The organism is Kitasatospora sp. NPDC054768 (assembly GCF_053612025.1).
Genome location: NZ_JBSHBN010000058.1, coordinates 13,392 through 33,773, shown reverse-complemented (window position 1 = coordinate 33,773; position 20,382 = coordinate 13,392). Strand labels below are relative to the sequence as shown.

21 protein-coding genes and 1 tRNA gene are annotated in these 20,382 nt (G+C 73.5%); 16 read left to right on the top strand and 6 right to left on the bottom strand.

Annotation, left to right across the window (positions count from 1 at the left end):
* The first annotated feature begins 163 nt into the window (after positions 1 to 163).
* The 8 genes from ACWGKU_RS19220 (at position 164) to ACWGKU_RS19185 (ending at position 7,838) form a co-directional block, all read left to right on the top strand.
* Positions 164 to 553 (top strand): RapZ C-terminal domain-containing protein, encoded by a 390-nt coding sequence (locus ACWGKU_RS19220; protein WP_452177417.1) that lies wholly within the window; start codon positions 164 to 166, stop codon positions 551 to 553.
* A 328-nt stretch (positions 554 to 881) separates the two neighbouring features.
* Complete coding sequence (locus tag ACWGKU_RS19215) at positions 882 to 1,898, top strand: hypothetical protein (protein ID WP_452177416.1); 1,017 nt, start codon at positions 882 to 884, stop codon at positions 1,896 to 1,898.
* Between the two features lie 16 nt (positions 1,899 to 1,914).
* Positions 1,915 to 2,322 (top strand): hypothetical protein, encoded by a 408-nt coding sequence (locus tag ACWGKU_RS19210; protein WP_452177415.1) that lies wholly within the window; start codon positions 1,915 to 1,917, stop codon positions 2,320 to 2,322.
* A gap of 5 nt (positions 2,323 to 2,327) precedes the next feature.
* Complete coding sequence (locus tag ACWGKU_RS19205) at positions 2,328 to 3,320, top strand: hypothetical protein (RefSeq protein WP_452177414.1); 993 nt, start codon at positions 2,328 to 2,330, stop codon at positions 3,318 to 3,320.
* 94 nt (positions 3,321 to 3,414) lie between these two features.
* Positions 3,415 to 4,005, top strand: a complete 591-nt coding sequence (locus tag ACWGKU_RS19200) for a hypothetical protein (protein ID WP_452177413.1) — start codon at positions 3,415 to 3,417, stop codon at positions 4,003 to 4,005.
* Positions 4,006 to 4,025: 20 nt separating this feature from the next.
* Positions 4,026 to 6,005, top strand: a complete 1,980-nt coding sequence (locus ACWGKU_RS19195) for a DUF3987 domain-containing protein (RefSeq protein WP_452191492.1) — start codon at positions 4,026 to 4,028, stop codon at positions 6,003 to 6,005.
* A 256-nt stretch (positions 6,006 to 6,261) separates the two neighbouring features.
* Positions 6,262 to 6,447 carry a helix-turn-helix transcriptional regulator gene (locus ACWGKU_RS19190; protein ID WP_452177411.1) on the top strand — a complete coding sequence of 62 codons (186 nt, stop codon included), beginning with the start codon at positions 6,262 to 6,264 and terminating at the stop codon, positions 6,445 to 6,447.
* On the top strand, positions 6,447 to 7,838 hold the full coding sequence (locus ACWGKU_RS19185) for a tyrosine-type recombinase/integrase (RefSeq protein ID WP_452177410.1): 1,392 nt from the start codon (positions 6,447 to 6,449) through the stop codon (positions 7,836 to 7,838). The genes ACWGKU_RS19190 and ACWGKU_RS19185 overlap by 1 nt, the downstream gene beginning before the upstream one ends.
* Before the next feature lie 151 nt (positions 7,839 to 7,989).
* On the opposite strand, the gene ACWGKU_RS19180 is transcribed toward ACWGKU_RS19185, so the two are convergent.
* Positions 7,990 to 8,070: transfer RNA gene (locus ACWGKU_RS19180), tRNA-Tyr, on the bottom strand.
* 217 nt (positions 8,071 to 8,287) lie between these two features.
* Between ACWGKU_RS19180 and ACWGKU_RS19175 the strand changes: the two genes are divergently transcribed.
* Positions 8,288 to 8,776, top strand: a complete 489-nt coding sequence (locus ACWGKU_RS19175; RefSeq protein WP_359897561.1) for a YajQ family cyclic di-GMP-binding protein — start codon at positions 8,288 to 8,290, stop codon at positions 8,774 to 8,776.
* A 152-nt stretch (positions 8,777 to 8,928) separates the two neighbouring features.
* Here the strand turns inward: ACWGKU_RS19175 and ACWGKU_RS19170 are convergent, their stop codons facing one another.
* Complete coding sequence (locus ACWGKU_RS19170) at positions 8,929 to 9,489, bottom strand: TetR/AcrR family transcriptional regulator (protein ID WP_401046611.1); 561 nt, start codon at positions 9,487 to 9,489, stop codon at positions 8,929 to 8,931.
* 125 nt (positions 9,490 to 9,614) lie between these two features.
* On the opposite strand from ACWGKU_RS19170, the gene ACWGKU_RS19165 reads away from it, so the two are divergent.
* Positions 9,615 to 10,214 carry a DUF2867 domain-containing protein gene (locus tag ACWGKU_RS19165; protein ID WP_452177409.1) on the top strand — a complete coding sequence of 200 codons (600 nt, stop codon included), beginning with the start codon at positions 9,615 to 9,617 and terminating at the stop codon, positions 10,212 to 10,214.
* Positions 10,215 to 10,258: 44 nt separating this feature from the next.
* Here the strand turns inward: ACWGKU_RS19165 and ACWGKU_RS19160 are convergent, their stop codons facing one another.
* Positions 10,259 to 10,753, bottom strand: a complete 495-nt coding sequence (locus tag ACWGKU_RS19160) for a hypothetical protein (protein WP_452177408.1) — start codon at positions 10,751 to 10,753, stop codon at positions 10,259 to 10,261.
* A gap of 42 nt (positions 10,754 to 10,795) precedes the next feature.
* On the bottom strand, positions 10,796 to 11,452 hold the full coding sequence (locus ACWGKU_RS19155) for an ArsR/SmtB family transcription factor (RefSeq protein ID WP_359897566.1): 657 nt from the start codon (positions 11,450 to 11,452) through the stop codon (positions 10,796 to 10,798).
* 157 nt (positions 11,453 to 11,609) lie between these two features.
* Between ACWGKU_RS19155 and ACWGKU_RS19150 the strand changes: the two genes are divergently transcribed.
* From ACWGKU_RS19150 to mug, 4 genes are all read left to right on the top strand, one after another.
* Positions 11,610 to 13,013 (top strand): MFS transporter, encoded by a 1,404-nt coding sequence (locus tag ACWGKU_RS19150; protein ID WP_452177407.1) that lies wholly within the window; start codon positions 11,610 to 11,612, stop codon positions 13,011 to 13,013.
* Between the two features lie 265 nt (positions 13,014 to 13,278).
* Positions 13,279 to 14,442: a M24 family metallopeptidase gene (locus ACWGKU_RS19145; RefSeq protein ID WP_401046622.1), complete on the top strand. Its 1,164-nt coding sequence runs from the start codon at positions 13,279 to 13,281 to the stop codon at positions 14,440 to 14,442.
* A 147-nt stretch (positions 14,443 to 14,589) separates the two neighbouring features.
* Positions 14,590 to 15,738, top strand: coding sequence for a phosphatase PAP2 family protein (locus ACWGKU_RS19140; RefSeq protein WP_452177406.1), 1,149 nt, complete (start codon positions 14,590 to 14,592; stop codon positions 15,736 to 15,738).
* A 14-nt stretch (positions 15,739 to 15,752) separates the two neighbouring features.
* On the top strand, positions 15,753 to 16,340 hold the full coding sequence (gene mug / locus ACWGKU_RS19135; protein ID WP_401055897.1) for a G/U mismatch-specific DNA glycosylase: 588 nt from the start codon (positions 15,753 to 15,755) through the stop codon (positions 16,338 to 16,340).
* Positions 16,341 to 16,402: 62 nt separating this feature from the next.
* On the opposite strand, the gene ACWGKU_RS19130 is transcribed toward mug, so the two are convergent.
* The gene (locus ACWGKU_RS19130; RefSeq protein WP_452177405.1) at positions 16,403 to 17,338 is read right to left on the bottom strand and encodes a LysR family transcriptional regulator; all 936 of its coding nucleotides are present in this window, start codon (positions 17,336 to 17,338) and stop codon (positions 16,403 to 16,405) included.
* Positions 17,339 to 17,474: 136 nt separating this feature from the next.
* On the opposite strand from ACWGKU_RS19130, the gene ACWGKU_RS19125 reads away from it, so the two are divergent.
* On the top strand, positions 17,475 to 18,479 hold the full coding sequence (locus ACWGKU_RS19125) for an NADP-dependent oxidoreductase (RefSeq protein ID WP_452177404.1): 1,005 nt from the start codon (positions 17,475 to 17,477) through the stop codon (positions 18,477 to 18,479).
* Between the two features lie 101 nt (positions 18,480 to 18,580).
* Here the strand turns inward: ACWGKU_RS19125 and ACWGKU_RS19120 are convergent, their stop codons facing one another.
* On the bottom strand, positions 18,581 to 19,591 hold the full coding sequence (locus ACWGKU_RS19120; protein WP_452177403.1) for a sigma-70 family RNA polymerase sigma factor: 1,011 nt from the start codon (positions 19,589 to 19,591) through the stop codon (positions 18,581 to 18,583).
* Between the two features lie 74 nt (positions 19,592 to 19,665).
* Here ACWGKU_RS19120 and ACWGKU_RS19115 point away from each other — a divergent pair, with 74 nt between their 5' ends.
* Positions 19,666 to 20,355, top strand: coding sequence for an NAD(P)H-dependent oxidoreductase (locus ACWGKU_RS19115; RefSeq protein ID WP_401055990.1), 690 nt, complete (start codon positions 19,666 to 19,668; stop codon positions 20,353 to 20,355).
* The last annotated feature ends 27 nt before the right edge of the window (positions 20,356 to 20,382 follow it).

Below are 20,382 nucleotides of genomic sequence, written 5' to 3'. Positions count from 1 at the left end.
TTATAACAGGGTCGGTTAGGTTGTCCCCGCTTATGGTTGCCAGTTCTACTTGCGCTGTCAGTCCCACATCTCACCCCCCCCCCGGGGGGCCCCGCCCGGCACAACGCGGAGGGCGCCGCCCGGACCATGCTGCTCCGCTGACTCCAGCAAGGAGACCCACGCCATGGCCCTGACCGATGTCCGCCTGGTCAGCTTCGGCTACCTCCACGGCGCCCCGCCGGCGTTCGCCCACCTCGTGCTCGACCTGCGACACCACTTCCGCGACCCGCACGTCTCCCCGGACCTGCGCCACATGACCGCCGACGACCTGCCGGTGCGCCGGACGGTGCTGGAGACCCCCGGCATCCGCGAGCTGATCGGCGCGACCGCGCTGCTGGCCGAGGCGTTCGACGCCGGCCCGGGCGAGTCGCCGCTGAACATCGTCGTCGGCTGCGCGGGCGGCCGGCACCGTGCCCCCACCGTGGCCATGGCCCTGGCCAAGCGCCTCGGCAAGACCGGCCTCACCGTCCACCTGGGCCACCGCGACCTGGCCAAGCCCGTCGTCGACCGCTGAAGGAGCGCGTGATGCAGCTCTTCCGCCGAAGCCAGCAGCCCCAGACGGGGCAGCAGCGCCGGGCAGCAGCCGTCCGCCGCGCGGACGCGAGGGCCAGCGCCAGATCGACTCCCACCGCACCAGCCAGAGCACCACCGCCTGGCACTCCGCGCCGGCCCCCCGCGCCTGGTGGCGCTCCTCCTGACCACCCATCGGGCCCGGCTCGATCCGGGCCCCCGCCCAAGGAAGACTTCATGGCCTACACGCTGTGCCTGCTGTTCCTGGTGGTCGATGCCGTGATCGCCGTCCTGTGCATCCGCGAGCTCATCCGCCGGGGCGGGTGGGACCGATGACCATCCCCCCGCCGCCGGACCAGCCGCCCACCGCCGGCATGCCCACCCCCGACCCCGAGCCCGTGGCCGAGTGGTGGCGCAAGTCCGGCCCCGTCATCCCGGCCCCGATCTCCGGCGGGCCGGACTCCACTGTCCACACCCCGGTCCCGATCGCCGCCGCCGGACCGCCCTCGATGGAGGCCGCCGCCGAGGCGTTCTGGGCCCCTGCCGGCAAGCTCTTCGCCGAGCAGGCCACGACGATCGCCGCGCAGGTCGGAGAGCAGGTCAGCCAGCTGCTGACCGAGACCCCCACCCAGCGCTCCGCCCGCCAGCAGGTGGAGTACGAGCAGCTGCTCGCGGGCCAGCGCGCCCGGATGGACTCCGCCCTCGGCAAGGTCGGGGAGAGCGCCCAGGCTCGCTCGGCGCGCCACCGCATCGAGGACATCCTCACCCCCGACCGCCCCGCCCAGCGGGACGACCTCGTCGGCCTGGTCGACCTCCTCGCGGACCGGCTCTCCGAGACCCCCGAGGACCGGGCCACCCGTCTGGAAACCCAGCGTGAGCTGGACCGGCAGCGGGCCCGAGTCCGGGAAGACCAGCTTCGCGCCGCGGCAGGTGAGACTCCCGCCCAGCGCGACCTGCGCCACCGTCAGCAGCGGCTCGCCGACCGGCGCGAGGCCAAGCTGCGAGCCCGTCGCCAGCACCGCAAGGCCGCTCGCGCCACGGCCGGATCCTCCGACCGTACCCGTCGCTTCAGGCGCTGGTGCGTCCTCACCGCGATCAGCGCGGTCGGCGGCTACGCGACCGGCCTGGTCGAGCTGATCATGCCGGGCGGGCCGTTCGTCGGCCTGCTGCTGGCCGGTGCCGGCTGGGCCCTCGACCTGCACCTGCGTGACCGGGGCCGCCTGCGCGTGAGCGAGGTCCGCCGCCCCGGCCCCCTGCTGATCCTGATCGCCGCGCGCATCCCGGTCGCCTCCGGCCTCGCCGTCGCCACCGGCCTTGCCCCGCTCTTCGCCGCCCTCCCCCTTTTCTGACTCAAGGAGATACACCATGAGCAGCCTCATCGCGCTGGGTGCCGGCGGCGCCGCCACCGTCACCACCATGTACCTCTACGTCGGCATCCGCGGAAAGAACAAGATCACCGTGGCCCCCGACCACGTCCCCTACTGGGCATTCGGTATCGGTCTCCTCTCCGCCAACTCCGGCACCGCCTTCCAGCAGCTGTCCGGGATCGGCGAGCAGCTGGGCGCCTCGTTCGAGGGCAACGCCGCGCTGGGGGAATGGCAGCAGGGCGCGACCGCCGCCGTGCTGACCATCGCCGTCTTCGGGCTCAAGCCCCGTGCCTGGAAGGACGCCCTGTGCGGGGCCATCGCGCCCAGCCTCTACGCGAGCGCCGGCGGATTCTGGGCCATCCCCGCCTCGGTCCTCAGCGGCCTGATCAACTCGTTCATCGGCTGACGGCGATGGAGCGAATCTTCCCCACCGAGAAACTGATCCCGACCCTCCTGTGGCCGTTCACCGGCCTGGCCACCGGCACGCCCGTCCTGGTCCGCAAGCTGACGGCCCCCCAGCGCGAGCGCCGCGCCGAGGCCGCCGTGCTCAAGGCCAAGCAGGACGAGCTCGCGCAGCAGATCGCCCAGGCCGCCGAGGCCGCGTTCGCCAAGAAGCTCTTGGCGGAGGGCGACCCGGCCAAGCGCGCCGCGATGCTCCAGGCCCAGGAGGCCGCGCAGGTCGCGGCCCGCCAGCTGGAACTGGAGCAGGCCAAAGCCGCACGCAAGGCCGCGCGGAGTGGGGCGGGCGACGCCGCCGGGGCGGCCGCCCTGATGCTGATCGTCGGCGGCCCGCTGATCTACTCCCTCGTCGCCCCCTGGATCCAGCCCGGCATCGGCCTCCTGATCGGGGCGTGGTGGATCGCCGCCCTCATCCACGCCCCCACCCCCGACAAGACCACACCGGCCGAGGCCGACCAGGAGGGCCAGGACCAGCCGGTGCCCGCTGTCGAAGCCACCGAGGAGGAGTCCGCCGAGGAGGACCGCCAGGAGACCTCCGAAGCGGCCACCCCGACCCCCGCCGACGCCCGCCACGCGGTGGCCCTCCTGGGGGCCGGTGGCACCCACGTCGCCCTCACCGCCGTGACCGCCCATCTCGCCGCCGCGCACCCCCTCTGGAAGCGGTCCGGGAAGGCCGTCCGCGCCCTCCTTCACGAGGCCGGCATCAGGGTCCGAGGAGGGGTGAAGGTCGAGGGCATCAGCGTGCCCGGCATCCACCACGACGACGTACCCCCACTCCCCTCCCCCTCCAAGAGTGCCCCTGACAGCGTTGTTGTCGCAGGTCAGAGCAACAACAACAACCACAACAACGCCCAGCAGTGGTCCACCCGAGAGGGGTTCGTCATGCGCGCCGACCCCGAGAACCCCGCCCGAACGATCATCGTCGGCCGCGCCAACGCCGCGTGATCCACACAGCACAAAGCCCCGCACCAACCGACGATCCGCCAAGACAGACGGCCGGTGCGGGACTGTGCATCCCCTTCACAGAGATGGGACCAGCATGCCCCAGTTCGACCACTCCACGCTCGTCATCCTCGACGACACCGCCGACCGGGAGAGCGCCAGCGACGGCCGATCCCGCTACGGCGCCTACATCGCCCACCACGCCGACGACTTCCACGAGGACGGCGAGCCGCTCCGGCCGGTCGAGTTCGCCGCCGCCGCGTGGCGCACCGCCACCAGCCCGGTCATGGCCCCGGGGTACGCGGTCGTGCGCCCGGACCTCGACCGGGTCGAGGTGTACGTCGACCACGAGGGCGGCGCCCAGTTCTGCGCGAAGGTCGGCCTGCGGCACAGCGCGCTCGCGCACCGCCTCACCGGCCGCCCGTTGGACTGGGAGTGCGCCCCGTGGTCCCGCCCCGGCGAGGCGTGGCCCGTGCTGGTCGGCCCGGAGCGCACCGACCGCCCCGCCGTCCTGGTGACCGCCACCGTGCTCCTCCCGGTCCCGGAGTGCATCCTCGTCACTCCCACCGTGGCCCGGCCCGGCCGCGCGCTCACCGGCGAGGCCAAGACGGTGGTCGCGGCGCTCGCCGAGCACGCCAACCGGAACCTGGCCCCGCTCGTCGCCGGCCTGCTCGGCGGTGTCCGGTGAGCGGCCCGGCCATCAGCTCGTTGACCAGCGAGTACGGGCCGAACGTGATCCCGTTCCGGCCCGAGCCCGCCGAGGTGAAGGCCGCCGAGCAGGCCGTCATCGGCGCCGCCCTGCTCGACCCCGCCCAGATCCCCGCGCTCGCCGCCCAGTTGGGCGACCCGAGTGCGTTCTACCACCTCGCGCACGAGACGATCTGGCGGGCCATCGTCCGCATGGCCGGCGGCGAGCGGCCGGTCGACCCGATGCTGCTGGCCGAAGTCCTGCGCGGCCAGGGTGACCTGGTCCGCGTCGGCGGGCCCAGCTACCTTCACACCTGCATCCAGGCGACCCCGACCGCCGCGAACGGCGAGTACTACGCCGAGATCGTGCGTGTGGCCGCCGAGCGGCGGCGTATCAACACCGCCACCAGCCGCCTGGCCCACATGGCCGGCGACGACCAGGCCGACCTCGACGCCGTCCGCACCGCCGCGCTCGCCGCCCTGGCGGACCTCGCCTCCGGCGAGACCTGGCTCGACCCCGTCCCGCTCGGCTCCCACGGCGCACTGCCCACCTTCCCCGTCCGCGCCCTGCCCGCGTGGGTCGGTGCGTACGTGGAGGCGGTGGCGGAGTTCACCCAGACCCCGCCCGACATGGCCGCCACCATGTCCCTGGCCGCGCTGTCCACCGCCGCCGGCGGACGGGTGAACGTGGAGATCCGGCCCGGCTGGCGCGAGCAGTCGAACCTCTACCTCGTGTGCGCGATGCCCCCCGCCAGCCGCAAGTCCGACGTGTTCGCGTTCATGACCGGCCCCGTCTACCGGATCGAGGACGAGCTGCGGGCCGAGGCCCGGCCCCGGATCATCGAGGCCGAGACCGCGAAGGAGACCGCGCTGGCCGAGGTCGAGGCCCTGATGGCCAAGGCCCGCAAGAACCCCGACCTCGACCGCGCGCACCTGGTGGCCGAGATCTCCGGCGCGCGGATGCTGGCCGACGAGATCGTGGTCCCGCCGAGCCCGCGGCTGACCCTGTCCGGGGACATCACCCCCGAGACCGTCACCCACCAGCTCGGCGTCCACCGCTGCCTGGCCGCGCTCTCCCCCGAGGGCGACCTGTTCGACAGCATCGTCGGCCGCTACAGCAGCAAGCCCAACCTCGGCGTCTTCCTCCAGGCCCACAAGGGCGAGCGGCTCCAGGCCGACCGGATCACCCGCGAGCAGCCGACCGTCGACAAGCCCGCCCTGACCATCGGCGTCACCCCGCAGCCCGCCGTCCTCCAGGAGCTCGGCGCCGCCCCCGGCGCCCGCGACCGCGGCCTGCTCGCCCGCTTCCTGTACTCCCTCCCGCCCTCCAACCTCGGCTACCGCAAGATCCGCACCACCCCCATCCCCGAACCGGTCGCCACCACCTACGACGTCCGCCTCTCCGCGCTCCTGCGCACCCTCACCGCCCTGGACGAACCGGTCACCGTCACGATGACCGAGGCCGCCGACCTCGCCGTCGAGAAGCTCCAGGAGAAGTTCGAGGTCCAGCTCCGCCCGGACGAACCGCTCGCCCACATCAAGGACTGGGCCGGCAAGCTCGTCGGCCACATCGCCCGCATCGCCGTCCTCCTCCACCTCGCCGACCACGTCGGCGGCGACTGGCGCGCCCCCGTCGAGGCGAGCACCGTCGACCGCGCCGCCGAGATCGCCGAGTACTACACCGCCCACACCCTCGCCGTCTTCGACCTCATCGCCGCCGACCCCGCCACCGAGGACGCCCACGCCCTCCTCCAGTGGCTCCAGCGCCCGAAGAAGGACGGCACCCACCGCACCCACATCAAGGCCCACGACGCCGTCGCGTCCTCCCGACGCTTCAAGAAGGTCGCCGACGTCGAACCCGCGCTCGCCCTCCTCGAACAGCACGGCTGGCTCCGCACCGACCAGGTGCCCACCAACGGCCAGCGCGGCCGCGCCCCGGCCGTCACCTACCGTGTCCACCCGGCCGTGGGCCGCCTCACGGACGGGACCGAGGCCCCGTAACCGTCAGGGATGTCAGGGAAAATCCCCGACCAGCCAAAACGAGCCCTGGCCGCCCGTCAGGGGACGTCAGGGATGTCAGGGGAAAGTCGAATTTCCCTGACATCCCTGACAATCCCTGACGCCGCGCCAGGAGCCAAACTCGCAGGTCAGCGATTTTTCCTGACATCCCTGACACTTTCCGGCCCCAACCCCCTCCGCACGCAGGGGCCGTCACGCATCGCAACCACCTTCCGCACCCACAGCAGGAGACTTCGCCGTGCCCAAGCGCGAACTGCTCAAGCTCCCCGTCGTGCTCGCCGAACTCGGCATGTCGCGTGCCGCCTTCTACCGGATGCGCGCCCGGGGCCAGACGCCGCGCCTCATCAAGCTCCCGAACGGCCAGGTCCGGGTCGACCGGGCCGACCTGGACGCGTGGCTCGCCGCCTGCGAGGTGGCTGCCTGATGCCCACCTCCTACAAGGTCAAGTTCTGGGACCACCGGCACCGCCCGGACCGGAGGGCGCCCTGGATGGTCCGCTGGACCGTCGCTGGGAGGGAGTTCTCCGAGTCCTTCCTGACCAAGACCGCAGCGGACGGCCGGAAGTCCGAGCTGATCTCCGCCCTCCGCGACGGGCAGCCGTTCGACGTCGACCGCGGCCTGCCGCTCTCCGAGCTCCGCAAGGAGAAGCAGATCACCTGGTACGAGCTCGGCCGCCGGTACGTCGCGGCCCGTTGGGAGGGGGCTCCTGCCAAGACCCGTACGACGTGGGCCGACGCCCTCGCCACGGTCACGTTCGAGCTGGTGAAGTCGAAGGCCGGCATGCCGGACAAGCGGATCGTCCGCCGGGCGCTCTACAGCTGGGCCTTCAACGTGAACGCGTGGGGGGAGGAGCCGCCGGCGGACTGGGCCAAGGCCCTGGCGTGGGTGCAGAAGCAGTCCGTGCTGGTCTCCGCCTTCGAGGAGCCGCCGATGGTGCGCCGCCTGTTGAACGCCCTCGCGGTGAAGCTCGACGGCAAGAAGGCCGCGCCGTCGGTCATCCTGCGCAAGCGCCGCATCCTCGGCCACCTCTTCGGCTACGCCGTGGAGGAGGGCTACCTGGCGGCCAACCCCCTCCCGACCGTCCAGTGGCAGCCGCCAGAGTCCGAGGAGGAGGTCGACCCGGGCGTGGTGGTCAACGAGGACCAGGCCGCCGCGCTCATCGAGGCGGTGGGACGCCAGGGGAAACGCGGGGCCCACCTCCGGGCCTTCTTCGCCTGCCTCTACTTCGGCTGGCTGCGGCCGGCCGAGGCCGTGTTCCTCACGCTCACGCGCTGCCACCTGCCCGCCGAGGGCTGGGGCTATCTGGTGCTGGACGAGACCAGGCCGCGGGTCGGGTCGTCCTGGACGGACGACGGGACGTCGCACGACAAGCGCGGGCTCAAGCACCGGGCCGAGAAGGCGACCCGCCGCGTCCCGATCCCGCCCGAGCTGGTGGCGATCCTGCGGGAGCACGTCGCCGCCTTCGGCGCCGCGCCCGACGGGCGGCTGTTCCGGACGTCCCGGGGCGGAATGGTGCAGGAGAGCGGCTACGGGGTCGTCTGGCAGCGGGCCCGGGCCGAGGTGCTCTCCCCGGCCGACTGCGCCACGAAGCTCGGCAAGCGGCCGTACGACTTGCGGCACGCGGGAATCTCGCTCGGGCTGAACTCCGGGGTCGACCCGACGGAGGTCGCCCGGCGGGCGGGGCACAGCGTCGCCGTCCTGCTGCGGGTCTACGCGAAGTGCCTGCATGGCACCGTCGAGTACGCGAACGAGCTGATCTCGAAGCGGCTCAACCGGAACCGTCCGGCGCCGCCGGCCCCCGATTCTGGTCCGTAGCTGGTCCGTACGCCCTGGTCAGGAGCGAGATCCGGGCGAAACCAGGTGAGACAAACCACCCAAAACAACCAGACATCAATATCACTGTTCGACCATGACAAAACAGCCCCTGATCTGCGTTTCCGCAGATCAGGGGCTGTTTTCTATCCTGTGGCTGGTGCAGGGTTCGAACCTGCGTAGCTTGCGCGACAGATTTACAGTCTGCTCCCTTTGGCCGCTCGGGCAACCAGCCAGGATCTTCGTTTCCCGGGGTGTTCACCCCGTTCGACTTGGTAAACCATACCCGATGCCGGGGGGTGCTCCGCCACTCGATAGATCACGCAATGATCAAGGAACCACGGGCGGGCGGTACGGGCGGGGCCGGTGTGGCGCTGGATAGGCTGGGACTCCGGACGCCCGCGAGGGCGGGCCGTGCCAGTGAAGCCAGAGCATCAAGGAGACCAACACCCATGGCCGACTCCAGTTTCGACATCGTCTCGAAGGTCGAGTGGCAGGAGGTCGACAACGCGATCAACCAGACCTCCCGTGAGATCGCGACGCGCTTCGACTTCAAGGGCGTCGGCGGCGAGATCAGCCGCACCGCCGAGAAGATCGAGATGAAGGCGAACGGCGAGGAGCGCGTGCGCGCCATCCTCGACGTCCTGCAGACCAAGTTCATCAAGCGCGGCCTGTCGCTGAAGGCTCTGGACGCCGGCGAGCCGCAGCTGTCCGGCAAGGAGTACAAGATCTTCGCCAACGTCAAGGAGGGCATCACCACGGAGGACGCGAAGAAGGTCGCGAAGATCATCCGTGACGAGGGCCCGAAGGGCGTCAAGGCACAGGTCCAGGGCGACGAGCTGCGCGTCAGCTCGAAGAGCCGCGACGACCTCCAGGCCGTGCAGGCCCTGCTCAAGGGCAAGGACCTGGACTTCGCGCTCCAGTACGTGAACTACCGCTAGCACCGGCCCCGGCCTGCGGCGACGCAGGCTCCGAGCGGCTGCGGGACACAACGGGGGCGCGGCACCGGACCTTCTTCGGTGCCGCGCCCCCGTTTTCCGTGCGCCGCTTTCCGTGCCCGCTTTCCGCGTGCCCGACCGACCGGAGACAGGCTCTAGCGCAGGAGCCAATCGCGGGTCAGTTCCATCACCTCGGCGCGGCTGCGGCCCTCGTGGTCGACGGCGACGAGGTGGTGGCCGATCCGGAGCGAGAAGCTGATCAGGCTGCGGACCTCGACGTCGTCCGGGTCGGGGCAGAACGACGCGTAGAGCGAACGCAGGTAGGCCATCCGGCGGTTGTCCACGCGGCGCAGGCGTTCGGCGACCGCTTCGTCGCGCCGCGCCCAGTCGCGGATCGCCAGGTCGACGGTGGTGCCGGTCACGGGCCCGTCGCCGCTGGTGGCGGCGATCGCGAAGAGCCGCCCGAGCCGGGTCCGGGCGTCGCCGCCCTCGTCCTCGACCTGGGCGATCACACCCTCGGTGACCTCCCGCTCCCAGGTGTCGAGCATCTCGTCGAGCAGCGCGCCCCGGTTGCGGAAGTACCCGTAGAAGCCGCCCTTGGTGACGCCGAGCGCCTGGGCGAGCGGCTCGACGCGCACCGCCTCCGGGCCGCCGGCCGCGAGCGCCCGCAGCCCCTCCTCGATCCACCGGGCGCGCGGCGTCCGCGTCACGCCCATGCCGGGCCCCTCGCCGCGTCTCGTTCCACTGTGTCGCTCCTCACGCTCACACCCTTGTGCATACGCCACCGTACACACGGGTCTAGCCTGGCTCTATACGGCACCGTACAGACAGGGGCACGCAGATGAGACTCCCCCGCACGGCACACACCTCCCGCCCGTGGCGGATCCACGAGATCGCCCCCGACTTCCGCCTGGAGGACGTGTGGGCCCTGCCGACCCCCGGCGGCCCCGACGACCTCGCCCGCCTGGTCGACCAGTTCGCCAACGGCACCGGCGCCCCGATGTCCGCCTCCCCCGTCGTCCGCCTCCTCTTCGCGGCCCGCTGGAAGCTCGGCGCCCTGCTCGGCTGGGACAAGCCCGACGCCGGCCTCGGCACCCGCGTCCCCACCCTCCGCGACCGCCTCCCCGCCGATCTCCGGGACGCCCCGCGCGGCCCCGACACCCGCTCCGCGCCGTTCCGCTCCGTCTACCTGCTCCACGACGAGTGGACCGCCGAGACGGCCAACCGCACCGTCCACGGCATCCTCCACCTCGGCTGGGTCGAGACCGCTCCCGGCAGCGGCACGTACCGCGCCCAGATGGCCGTCCTGGTCAAGCCCAACGGGCTCCTCGGCCACCTCTACATGGCCGCCATCAAGCCCTTCCGGTACCTCGGCGTCTACCCGGCCCTCCTGCGCTCCATCGGCCGGCGCTGGCAGGCCGAATCCCCCACCCCGCACTGACCGCACGAGCACGGGCGCGGGAACGAGCACGGACGGCGGCGGGGTCAGTCGGCCGGCTCCGCCCAGCCGCCGGTGCTGCGGTGCCGGCCCAGGCCGACCGACTCGAACTCGTCCGCCCGGCCCTCCTCGGTGCGGGCGCCGATCCGCCGCAGGGCGCGGGAGATCGGGGTGCCCTCGGCCGGGGCGGGCTCGAATTCGCCGATGGTGAGCGGGCCGAGGGTGACCGCGCCGTCCGCCCAGACGGCCGCGCGCTGGGTGCCGCCGCCACCGAAGTACCGCGCCTCGACGCGGGCGATCGGCCCGGCCTTCGACCAGGCGGCCAGCCGGAGTTCGAAGCCGTCCGCGTGCCGGACGGGCCCGGCCCCGCCGCCGGGCCTGCGCAGGACGCCGTCTCCCTGGAGCGCGGTGAGGACGGCGGAGGTGACCGGGATCAGGGCCAGCCCCTGCGCCAACGGCACCACCCGGGCCGTCGAAACCTCCGCCGCCGCCACCGTCAGCAGCTCCCGTGTTCCTATCAGCGCCTGGAGTTCGTAGGACATGCCGGACATGGTGTCCCACCGCACCGACAGACGACCCGGAATTTATGATTCCGTGCCCGGTCGGAGACCGTAGAGCAGGGTAAAGACGGTCACATCCAGCGCATCCTCGGCCGCACTCGGCCCTTCTTCGTTCAGTTCGTCGAAGATTTCGGCCAGTTGGGATCGCAGCCGGTCCAGCCGGTCCGGGCTGAGCCGCAGCGCGAAGTCCGCGAACAGTCCGGACGGCGGGCCCGAACCACCGGGCGGCCGGCCGAAGTCCAGCCGGCCTTCGGCGATCCTGGCGCGGAAGTCGGACCGCACCCGGTCCATCGCGGCCACGACGGCCTCGTACGCCTCGGAACGGGCCGGGGAGTCTGCGGTGAACATCTCCGGGGCCAGCCGGATCGCCCCCTGGGCGACCCGGTAGCGGCTCTCCACGATTCCCGAGACCAGCCGGGTGCCGGCCACCAGGACCAGCCCGGCCTTCTCCAACTGCTTGATGTGCCGGTAGAGCTTGGTCTGCGGCTCGTCGAGCGTGGCGGCGAGCTCCTTGGCCGTCAGCGGACGGTCCTCGGAGGACTGCAGCGCGCCGAGGATGGCCAGGCGCAGCGGGTCGGCCAGGGCCTTGAGCACCGCGACGTCGGACACCTGGCGTTCCTTGACCCAGGTGACGGGCTGCTGCTCGCCGCTGTCGGCGGCCTCCGGTGTGTGCTCGACCACGGGGCCACCCTTCCAGATCGGCCGCTCCGTTCGCAATCACGCCCCGGTGAGCGCTCACCACCGAGCCATCAATCACCCTTGCGAAACCAATGACGCCTACGACATCATTCATGCAGACGTGAATGATTGCGGCAATCGCGAACGATGGGGGCGGGACATGACGGACCAACCGACGACGACAGCGGCGATGGAGCACCCCGGACCGGCCGACGCCCCGCCGTCCGCGCCCTCGCCGCCCGTGCCTTCCCCGTCCGCGCCCTCGTCGCCCGCACCGCCGCCGCTCGTACCGCTGCGGCGCAACCTGCGGTTCCAGGCCCTCTGGGCCGGCCAGGCCTCCGCGACCCTCGGCATGGTGATCGGCGACACCGCCTTCCCCCTGCTGGTCCTCGCGCTCACCGGCTCCTCCACCTCCGCCGGAGCCTTCGGCGCCGTGCAGATGGCCGCCACCCTGCTGCTGGGCGTCCACGGCGGCGTGGTGGCCGACCGGGTGAACCGCCGCCGGGTGCTGATCGCCGCCGACAGCGCCCGGCTGCTCGCCCTCGCCAGCGTCCCGGCGGCCCTGGCGTTCGGCCCGCCGAACCTGGCCCACCTGCTGCTGGTCGCCGCCGTGATCGGCGCGACGATCGCCTACAGCGGCCCGGTCCGGCTGCTCGCGCTGCGCTCGGTGGTCCCGCCGGAGCAGCTCTCCCAGGCCCTGGCCCAGGACGAGGCCCGGATGAGCGGCGCCTCGCTGGCGGGACCGCCACTGGCCGGATTCCTGTTCGGGCTCGGCCACGCGGTCCCCTTCCTCGGCGCCGCGCTCGCCTCCCTGCTCGCGGTGACCGCCGCCGTCGCGGTGCGCTTCCCCAGCCCGCACGAGTCCGGGGATGCCGACCGGTCCACCGGGAACAGCGCCCTGGCGGGCTTCCGCGTCCTCGCCGCCTCCCCGCTGCTGCGGACCGCCCTGGCCGTCCTGCTGGTGATCAATCTCGCCGGGGCCTCCCTGCTGCTGCCCGTCATGGTGCTGCTGCGCGAGCACGGCACCAGCGGCACCGGGATCGGCCTGGCCCTGGCCGGCGAGGCGGTCGGGGCGCTGGCCGGCACCGCCCTGGTCGCCCGGCTGCACCGGCTGGCGGGCCCCGGCGTGCTGCTGCTGGCGGTGGCCTGGAGCGCCGTACCGGTCCCGCTGGCGCCACTGCTGCCCGGCGGGGCGCCGACCGTCTTCGCCGCGCTGTTCGTGTTCGGCGCGGGCGTGCCGACCCTGCGGGTGATGCTCGACCTGCTGGTCTTCCGTCAGGTGCCGGACGCGCTGCGCGGCCGGGTGATCGCGGCGACCATGACGCTGCTCACCGCCGGCATGCCCGCCGGGAGCTTCGTCACCGGCCTGCTGCTGGACCGCTCCTCCCCCGCCACCGCGCTGGTCGGGATCAGCGCCCTGCTCGCCGCCGCCCTACTGGCCGCGACCGCGAGCCGCACGCTGCGGCGCGCCGTGTGGCCCGCTGCCGAGTCCGCCGCATCCGCTGAATCCACCAAGTCCACCGATTCGGCCGAGTCGGCCGAGTCGGCCGACCGGCAGGACTGACACCCCGGGTCGGCCGCCGCTCACCCGCACGGCCGTCCGCCGCATGCGGCGGGCCCGGCAACCGGGTGAACTGGCCGGGTAACGCCCGCCCCCGAGGGCTTCCCGGGGCGGGCCGCGGACCCGCCGCACCCGCCCACGCCTCGCCCCGGTACCGGAGCACCCACCGGATCGCCGCCCGGAGAGCGATCCGCATCGCCGTCCGGATCGCGCCGGTTCCTCCCCGAGAGCTTCACCAACTCGACGAGGACGTGATGGAGTTGACGCGATGGAGTCCCAGCAGCGCCCGTCCGGCCCCCGAGGAGGAACCGCCGTGCCCCACCCCTTCACCGTCGAGGACCACACCGCCCGGATGTCCCGGGCCACCGCCGAGGCGACCGCCGCCGGTCTGGCCGGCCTGGTCGTCGCGCCCGGTCCCGACCTGGCCTACCTGTGCGGCTACTCGCCCACCGCGATCACCGAGCGGCTGACCGCCCTCGTCCTCACCGCCGGAAGCGAACCCGCTCTGGTGGTGCCCAAGTTGGAGCGCCCGGATGCCGAGAAGGCGGTCGGCGCCCCGGCCGTCGGGCTGCTCGACTGGTCCGACGGCGAGGACCCGTTCGCCACCGTCGGCCCGCTGCTCGACCCGGCCGGACGGTACGGCGTCTCCGACAACACCTGGGCGCTGCACCTGCTCGGCCTCCAGGCCGCGCTGCCCGGCGTCTCCTTCATCTCGCTCACCGACTGCCTGCCGATGCTGCGCGCCGTCAAGGACACCGAGGAGCTGGACCGCCTGGCCGCCGCCGGCGGCGCGGCGGACGCCGCCTACCGGGGCATCCTGGAGGTCGAGTTCGCCGGCCGCCGGGAGACCGACGTGGCCGCCGACCTCGGCGCGCTGCTCATCCAGTACGGGCACAGCCAGGTCGACTTCACCGTGGTCGGCTCGGGGCCGAACGGCGCCAACCCGCACCACGAGGCCGGTGACCGGGTCATCCGTACGGGTGACACCGTGGTGCTGGACTTCGGTGGTCTCAAGGACGGCTACGGTTCCGACACCACCCGGACGGTGCATGTCGGCGCGGACGTTCCGGACGAGGTGCGCAAGGTGCACGAGCTGGTCCGACTGGCCCAGCAGACCGCCTTCGAGGCGGTGCGCCCCGGGGTAGCCTGCCAGGAGATCGACCGGATCGCCCGTCGGGTGATCACCGAGGGCGGGTACGGCGAGTACTTCATCCACCGCACCGGCCACGGCATCGGCACCACCACGCACGAACCTCCGTACCTGGTCGAGGGCGAGGAACGGCCGCTGGTGCCGGGCATGTGCTTCTCGATCGAGCCGGGGATCTACCTGCCCGGCCGGTTCGGGGTGCGGATCGAGGACATCGTGACCGTCACCCCGGCCGGCGGCCGACGCTTCAACAACACCCCGCACGAGCTGGGCATCGTGGCCTGACCCGCGCCCGACCGTGCGTCGAACCACCTGTCGAACCACCAGTCGAATTCACCTGTCGAACCGGGTGTCGACCGGATCGGACGTTCTTACGATCCAGTCATATTTCACCCAGAGTCCTCCAAGTTTGGGTTGCTAGTTTCGGTGCGCATGACCAAGACCCTCCCCCCGGCCCCGCACGACGCGCGGGCCGGGCAGCCACGCCCGGTGCCTCCGCCCCGCCCACGCGTGACGGGCTGGTCGAGACTCCGGTGGCTGGCCTGGCCGCTCTACCTGACGTGCCTCCTCTGGTTCCTGCGCACCGAGGGCATCCCCGCGGCCAACGACGTGCTGTTCCTCTGGCTCATCGCCGCCCTGCTGACCGCCGCCGTGCACAGCGGGCACGGCCCCCGCGGCTTCCTCCTGGTCCTGCGTGACTGGGTCCCGGTGATGGCCGTGGTGTGGGCGTACTCACTGCTGCGCGGCTACGGCGCCCACACCCCGTGGGCCCCGCACTGGCTGCCGCAGCTGCGCTTCGACGAGGTGCTCGGCTTCGGCGAGACCTGGACCGTCCGGCTCCAGCACGCGCTCTACACCGCCGGCTCACCGCATTGGTACGACTACGCCGCGGTGACCGTCTACCTCTCGCACTTCTTCGTGGTCTTCCTGCTGCTCGCGGTGCTCTGGCGACGCGCGCACCACCGCTTCCGGCAGTTGCTCGCCGCCTACCTGACGCTCACCTTCGCCGGCTTCGCCACCTACCTCCTCTACCCGGCCGACCCGCCGTGGCTGGTCTCCCAGGAGGGCAACCTGCCGCACCTGTCCCGGGTGGTCTGGGAAGTGATCTCGGTGAGCGGGCTGCCGCAGGCCGACTCGCTGCTGGAGAACGGCAGTCAGTTCGCCAACGACGTCGCCGCGATGCCCTCGCTGCACTCCGCCTACCCGGCGATGCTGCTGTTCTTCTTCTGGCCCACCGCCAACCGCTGGCTGCGGGCCGTACTGGTCGCCTACCCGCTCGCGATGACCTTCACCCTGGTCTACGGCGCGGAGCACTTCATCATCGACGTCTTCGTCGGCTGGGCCTACGCGGCCGTGGTGGTGTTCGGCCTGCGCCGGCTGCGCAACCGCCGGGCGGCCGTCGCGACTTCGGGGCCGGCCCCGGCCCCGGGCCCGGTGGAGGACACGGCCGAGCGCGCGGCCGAGCTCACCGCCGAGGACGCGGCCAAGGAGATCGCCAGGGACACCGCCAAGCGCGCGGCGAAGGAGGCGAAGGACGCGGCGAAGGAGGCGGCCAAGGGCACGGCAGACTTGGCCGGGTGAATCCGAGCGCACCGATGAAGCCCACCGCCGAGCAGCTGCTGGCCGCCAAGGACACCACCATCCCGGACGTCTCCGGTCCCGGGCTGCGGGTGCTGTTCTGCGGCATCAACCCGGGCCTGTGGTCCGGCGCCACCGGCCACCACTTCGCCCGCCCGGGCAACCGCTTCTGGCCGGCCCTGCACCGCTCCGGTTTCACCGGGCGCCAGTACCGCCCGGACGAGCAGCGGGAGTTGCTCGCACTCGGCCTGGGCATCACCAACGTCGCCCCGCGCACCACGGCCAAGGCGGACGAGCTGACCGCCGAGGAGCTGCGCGAGGGCGGCGCCGCGCTGCGCGCACGGGTGCTGCGGCTGCGCCCGCGCGCCCTGGCCGTGCTCGGCATCGGCGCCTACCGGACGGCCTTCGGGCAGCGCCGGGCCACGCTGGGGCGGCAACCGGAGGGCATCGGCGGCACCGAGGTGTGGGTGCTGCCGAACCCCAGCGGCCTCAACGCCCACTACACCCTGGACGGGCTGGCCGAGGAGTTCCGCAAGCTCCGGGAGGCGGTCGAGGACCGGCCCGTCGAGGGCCCTGCCGTCGGGAACCGGTCCGTCGAGGCCTGAGCCCGCGGGGCCTGAGCCCGCGCGGTCCGGGCCCGTGGGGTCCGGGCCTACGGGGCTCGGGCCTACGGGGCTCGGGCCGTCGCGGTCCGGCCGGTCGGGGGCCGGGCCGCCGACAGCCCGGCCGGCAGCGGCAGTTCGCGCAGCTCGCGGATCAGCGCCCGGACGGCGGCCGTCCCGGCCAGCTCGGGCGTGGTGACGTACCCGACCGAGCGGCTGGGCGGCCGCGGCCCGAGGTCGGTGACGGCGAGGCCGGCCGGGGCGCCGAGCAGGGCGGTCCGGGGCATGATCGCCATGCCGAGGCCCTGGGCGACCAGCGAGAGGGCCACCGTGTCGTCCTCCACATCCACGGTCGCGGGCGGGATCCAGTCCTGCCGCTGCCACCAGTCCCGGGTGTACGAGCCGCAGTTCTCGTCCCAGTCGACCAGCGGGAGCTCGCGCGGCGCCGGGTGGCCGTGCGGGTGCGCGAGCGCGTACGACTCCTCGTACAGCCGCATCGCGACCAGGCCCGGGGCGGGTGGTGGGCCGCCCGCGTCGAGCGTCGCCAGCCCGAGGTCGGCGCGACCGTCGGCGACCTCCCCGGCGGTGCCGGGGCCGAGCTCCCGGACGATCCGGACGTGGGTGCCGAGCCCGGGGTGGCGCTCGGCGAGCCGGGCCAGGACGGGCGGCAACAGGTGGGCGGCGGCACTGCGGAAGGCGGCGATCCGCAGGGTGCCGGTCAGCGGCCCGTCCGCTCCCGCGCCGCGCACCTCGGGGCCCATCACGTCCAGCAGCCGCAGGATCCGTCGGGCGTACGCCACCGCTCGCGCGCCGCCCTCGGTGGGGCGCGCGCCGTGGCGCCCGCGGTCGAAGAGCACCGCGCCGAGCTTCCGCTCGCAGGCGCGGACGGCGTGCGAGACGGCGGACTGGGTACTGCCCAGGCGTGCGGCGGCCGCCGTGAAGCTCCGCTCCTCCTCGACGGCGACCAGGGTCCGCAGCTCGTGCGGGGCGAGATCGGTCATACGGCCGAACCTATCCCGCGATCCATCGATCCTGCTCATGGATGCCGCCGTTCCATCGACCGGCGCCCCTGCCCGGCGGCTCCCGCGCTTCCTACGGTGATCACGTCCGCCCGTCCTCTCCCGTCCGGAGCCCCCGATGTCCCGCTCCACCACCCGCGCCGTCCACCTGGTCTCCCGCCCCGACGGGGCGCCGACCGCCGCGGACTTCGCCTTCGTCGAGGAGACCGTCCCGGCCCTCGCGGCGGGCGAGGCCCTGGTCGAGAACCTCTACCAGTCCGTCGACCCGTACATGCGCGAGGAGATGGAGGAGGGCGGCTGGGAGCTGCACGCCCCGCTGGAGGGCCGCGCCCTCGGCCGGGTGGTGGAGTCCCGGGCCGACGCCCTGCCGGTCGGGACACTGGTCCAGCACCGCCAGGCCTGGCGCGCCCACGCGGTGGTCACCGCCGAGCGGGCGAGCCTGCTGCCCGATCTCGCCGGCGTCCCGCTCAGCTCCCACCTGTCGGTGCTCGGCGGCACCGGCCTGTCCGCCTGGGTCGCGCTGACCAGGATCGCCCGGCTCCAGCCCCGCGAGACGCTCTTCGTCTCGGCGGCCGCCGGCGGCGTCGGCACCGCCGCCGGGCAGCTCGCCCGGCTGCTCGGCGCCGGACGGATCGTCGGCAGCACCGGCTCCGCGGCCAAGGCCGCCCGCCTCACCGAGCGGCTCGGCTTCGACGCCGCTTTCGACTACCACGACGGCCCGATCGCGGACCGACTGCGCGAGGCCGCCCCCGAGGGGCTGCACGCCTACCTGGACAACGTCGGCGGCGACCACCTGGAGGCCGCCATCGGCGCCCTGCGCGAGCGCGGCCGGATCGCCTGGTGCGGCGCGGTCGCCCAGTACAACCGGCTCGGGAACCCGCCGGCCGCCCCGCGCAACCTGTTCGACGTGGTCGGGAAGAGCCTGCGACTGGAGGGCTTCCTGGTCCGCGACCACCTCGACGCCCGGCCGGAGCTGTACGACTTCCTGGTCCCGCACCTGCGCTCGGGCGCCGTCGTCCCGGACGAGACCGTCGTGGACGGCTTCGACCGGGTGGTGGACGCCTTCCTCGGCATGCTGCGCGGCGCCAACACCGGCAAGATGCTGGTCCGGATCACCCACTGACCCGGCGCCGACCGGCCCGGCCCCCGACCGGCCCGCCGCGCCCCGCCGGGCAGCCCTCACCCGGGCGGGACACAGTCCGGCAGCCCCCGCCCGGGAAGGAGTCACTCCGGCAGGACGGCCAGGTCGAGCGCGGCCAGCCGGACCGGGTCCGCCACCACCTCGTAGCCGGCCACCCGGCCGTCCGCGACCGCCACCCGCAGCACCAGCCGCAGCCGCCCGTCCGGGGCGATCAGGATGCCGGGCGCCCCGTCCACCAGGGCCACCGCGCCGTAGCGGGCCCGGCGGCCGAAGACCGTGGTCTCCCGGGCGACGGCCCGCGCGCCCCGGGCCACCGGGTCGCGGCCGGGCCCCAGCGCCGCCGGATCGGCCCGGCGCACCACGTCGGGAGCCAGCACGGCCAGCAGGTCGGCCAGGTCCCCGCCCCGGGCGGCGGCCAGGAAGGCCTCCACCACCCGCCGGTGCCCGGCCAGTGGCTCCGGGGGCAGCGCGGCCGTCCCGCGGACCCGCTGCCGGGCCCGGCTGGCCAGCTTCTTGGCGGCCACCGGGGTCCGTCCGAGGATCGGCCCGATCCGGTCGAAGGGCACCGCGAAGCCGTCGTGCAGCACGAAGGCGACCCGCTCGGCCGGGCCAAGCCGGTCCAGCACCACGAGCAGCGCCCGGCCCACCGACTCGACCAGCAGCGCCTCCCGCTCCGGCTCCGGGCCGCCGCCCGAGCCGTCCGGCAGCGCCTCGTCGGTCGGCTCCTCGCGGCGCGCGGCACGGGCCCGCAGCAGGTCCAGGCAGATCCGGGAGACCACCGTGGTCAGCCAGCCGGGCAGGTTGCCGATCTCCGCCGGATCGGTGCGGACCAGCCGCAGCCAGGCCTCCTGCACGGCGTCCTCGGCCTCGCCGGTCGAGCCGAGCATCCGCTGGGCGATCGCCCGCAGCCGGCCGCGCTCGGCCTCGAAGCGCTCGGCCTCGAAGCGCTCGGCGTCCGAGCACACGGCGTCCACGCGCACGGCGTTCGAGCGTTCGGCCTCGAAGCGTTCGGCCTCCGGGCGTCCCGCCCCCGAGGCCGCTCCCCCGCTCCGCGCCCGCCCGTCCGCCGCCCCCGGCATCGCGTTCCGGTCCATCGGTCACCTTTCCTCGGCGCGGCTCGTCACCGCTATGACGATCCGTCCCCCTCCGAGGTGACCAGGAGACCGCCATGACCTCCACCACGCTGCTCCACCTGGATTCGAGCATCAGCCCGTCCGGTTCGGTGAGCCACGCCCTGACCGCCCGCTTCGCCGACGCCTGGCGCGTCCGCCACGGCGCCCGCGTCCAGCACCGGCACCGCGACCTCGCCGCCGACCCGGTGCCCCCGGTGCGCGCCGCCTACGACGCCCTCGGCCGCCGCACCGAGCGCAAGGGGGTGCTCCCGCTGGACGACATCGGCCGCCTCGCCGAGGGGCCGGACGAGGCGCGGGAGTGGGCGCTCAGCCGCCCGCTGATCGAGGAATTGCGGGCCGCCGACGTCCTGCTGGTCGGCAGCCCGATGTACAACTACACCGTCTCGGCCGGCCTCACGTCGTGGATCGACCGGGTCACCTTCCCCGGCGTCCACCACGATCCGGAGACCGGCGAGCCGCTGCTGCGCGACACCCGCGTGGTGGTCGTCGCGGTCCGCGGCGGCGGCTACGGGCCGGGCACGCCGCGTGCCCACTGCGACTTCCAGGTTCCGTACCTGCGGGCGTACTTCGACCGGATCGGGGTCGCGGCGGAGCACCTGCACGTGGTCACCGCCGAGCTCACCCGGGCCGCGGACATCCCGGCGCTGAACGCCTTCCAGCCGCTCGCCGCCGAATCCCTGGCGGCGGCCGAGGCCGCCGTCGACGAGCTGGCCGCGACGCTCTAGGGTCCGCCGGCCGCAGCGGGGGGACGC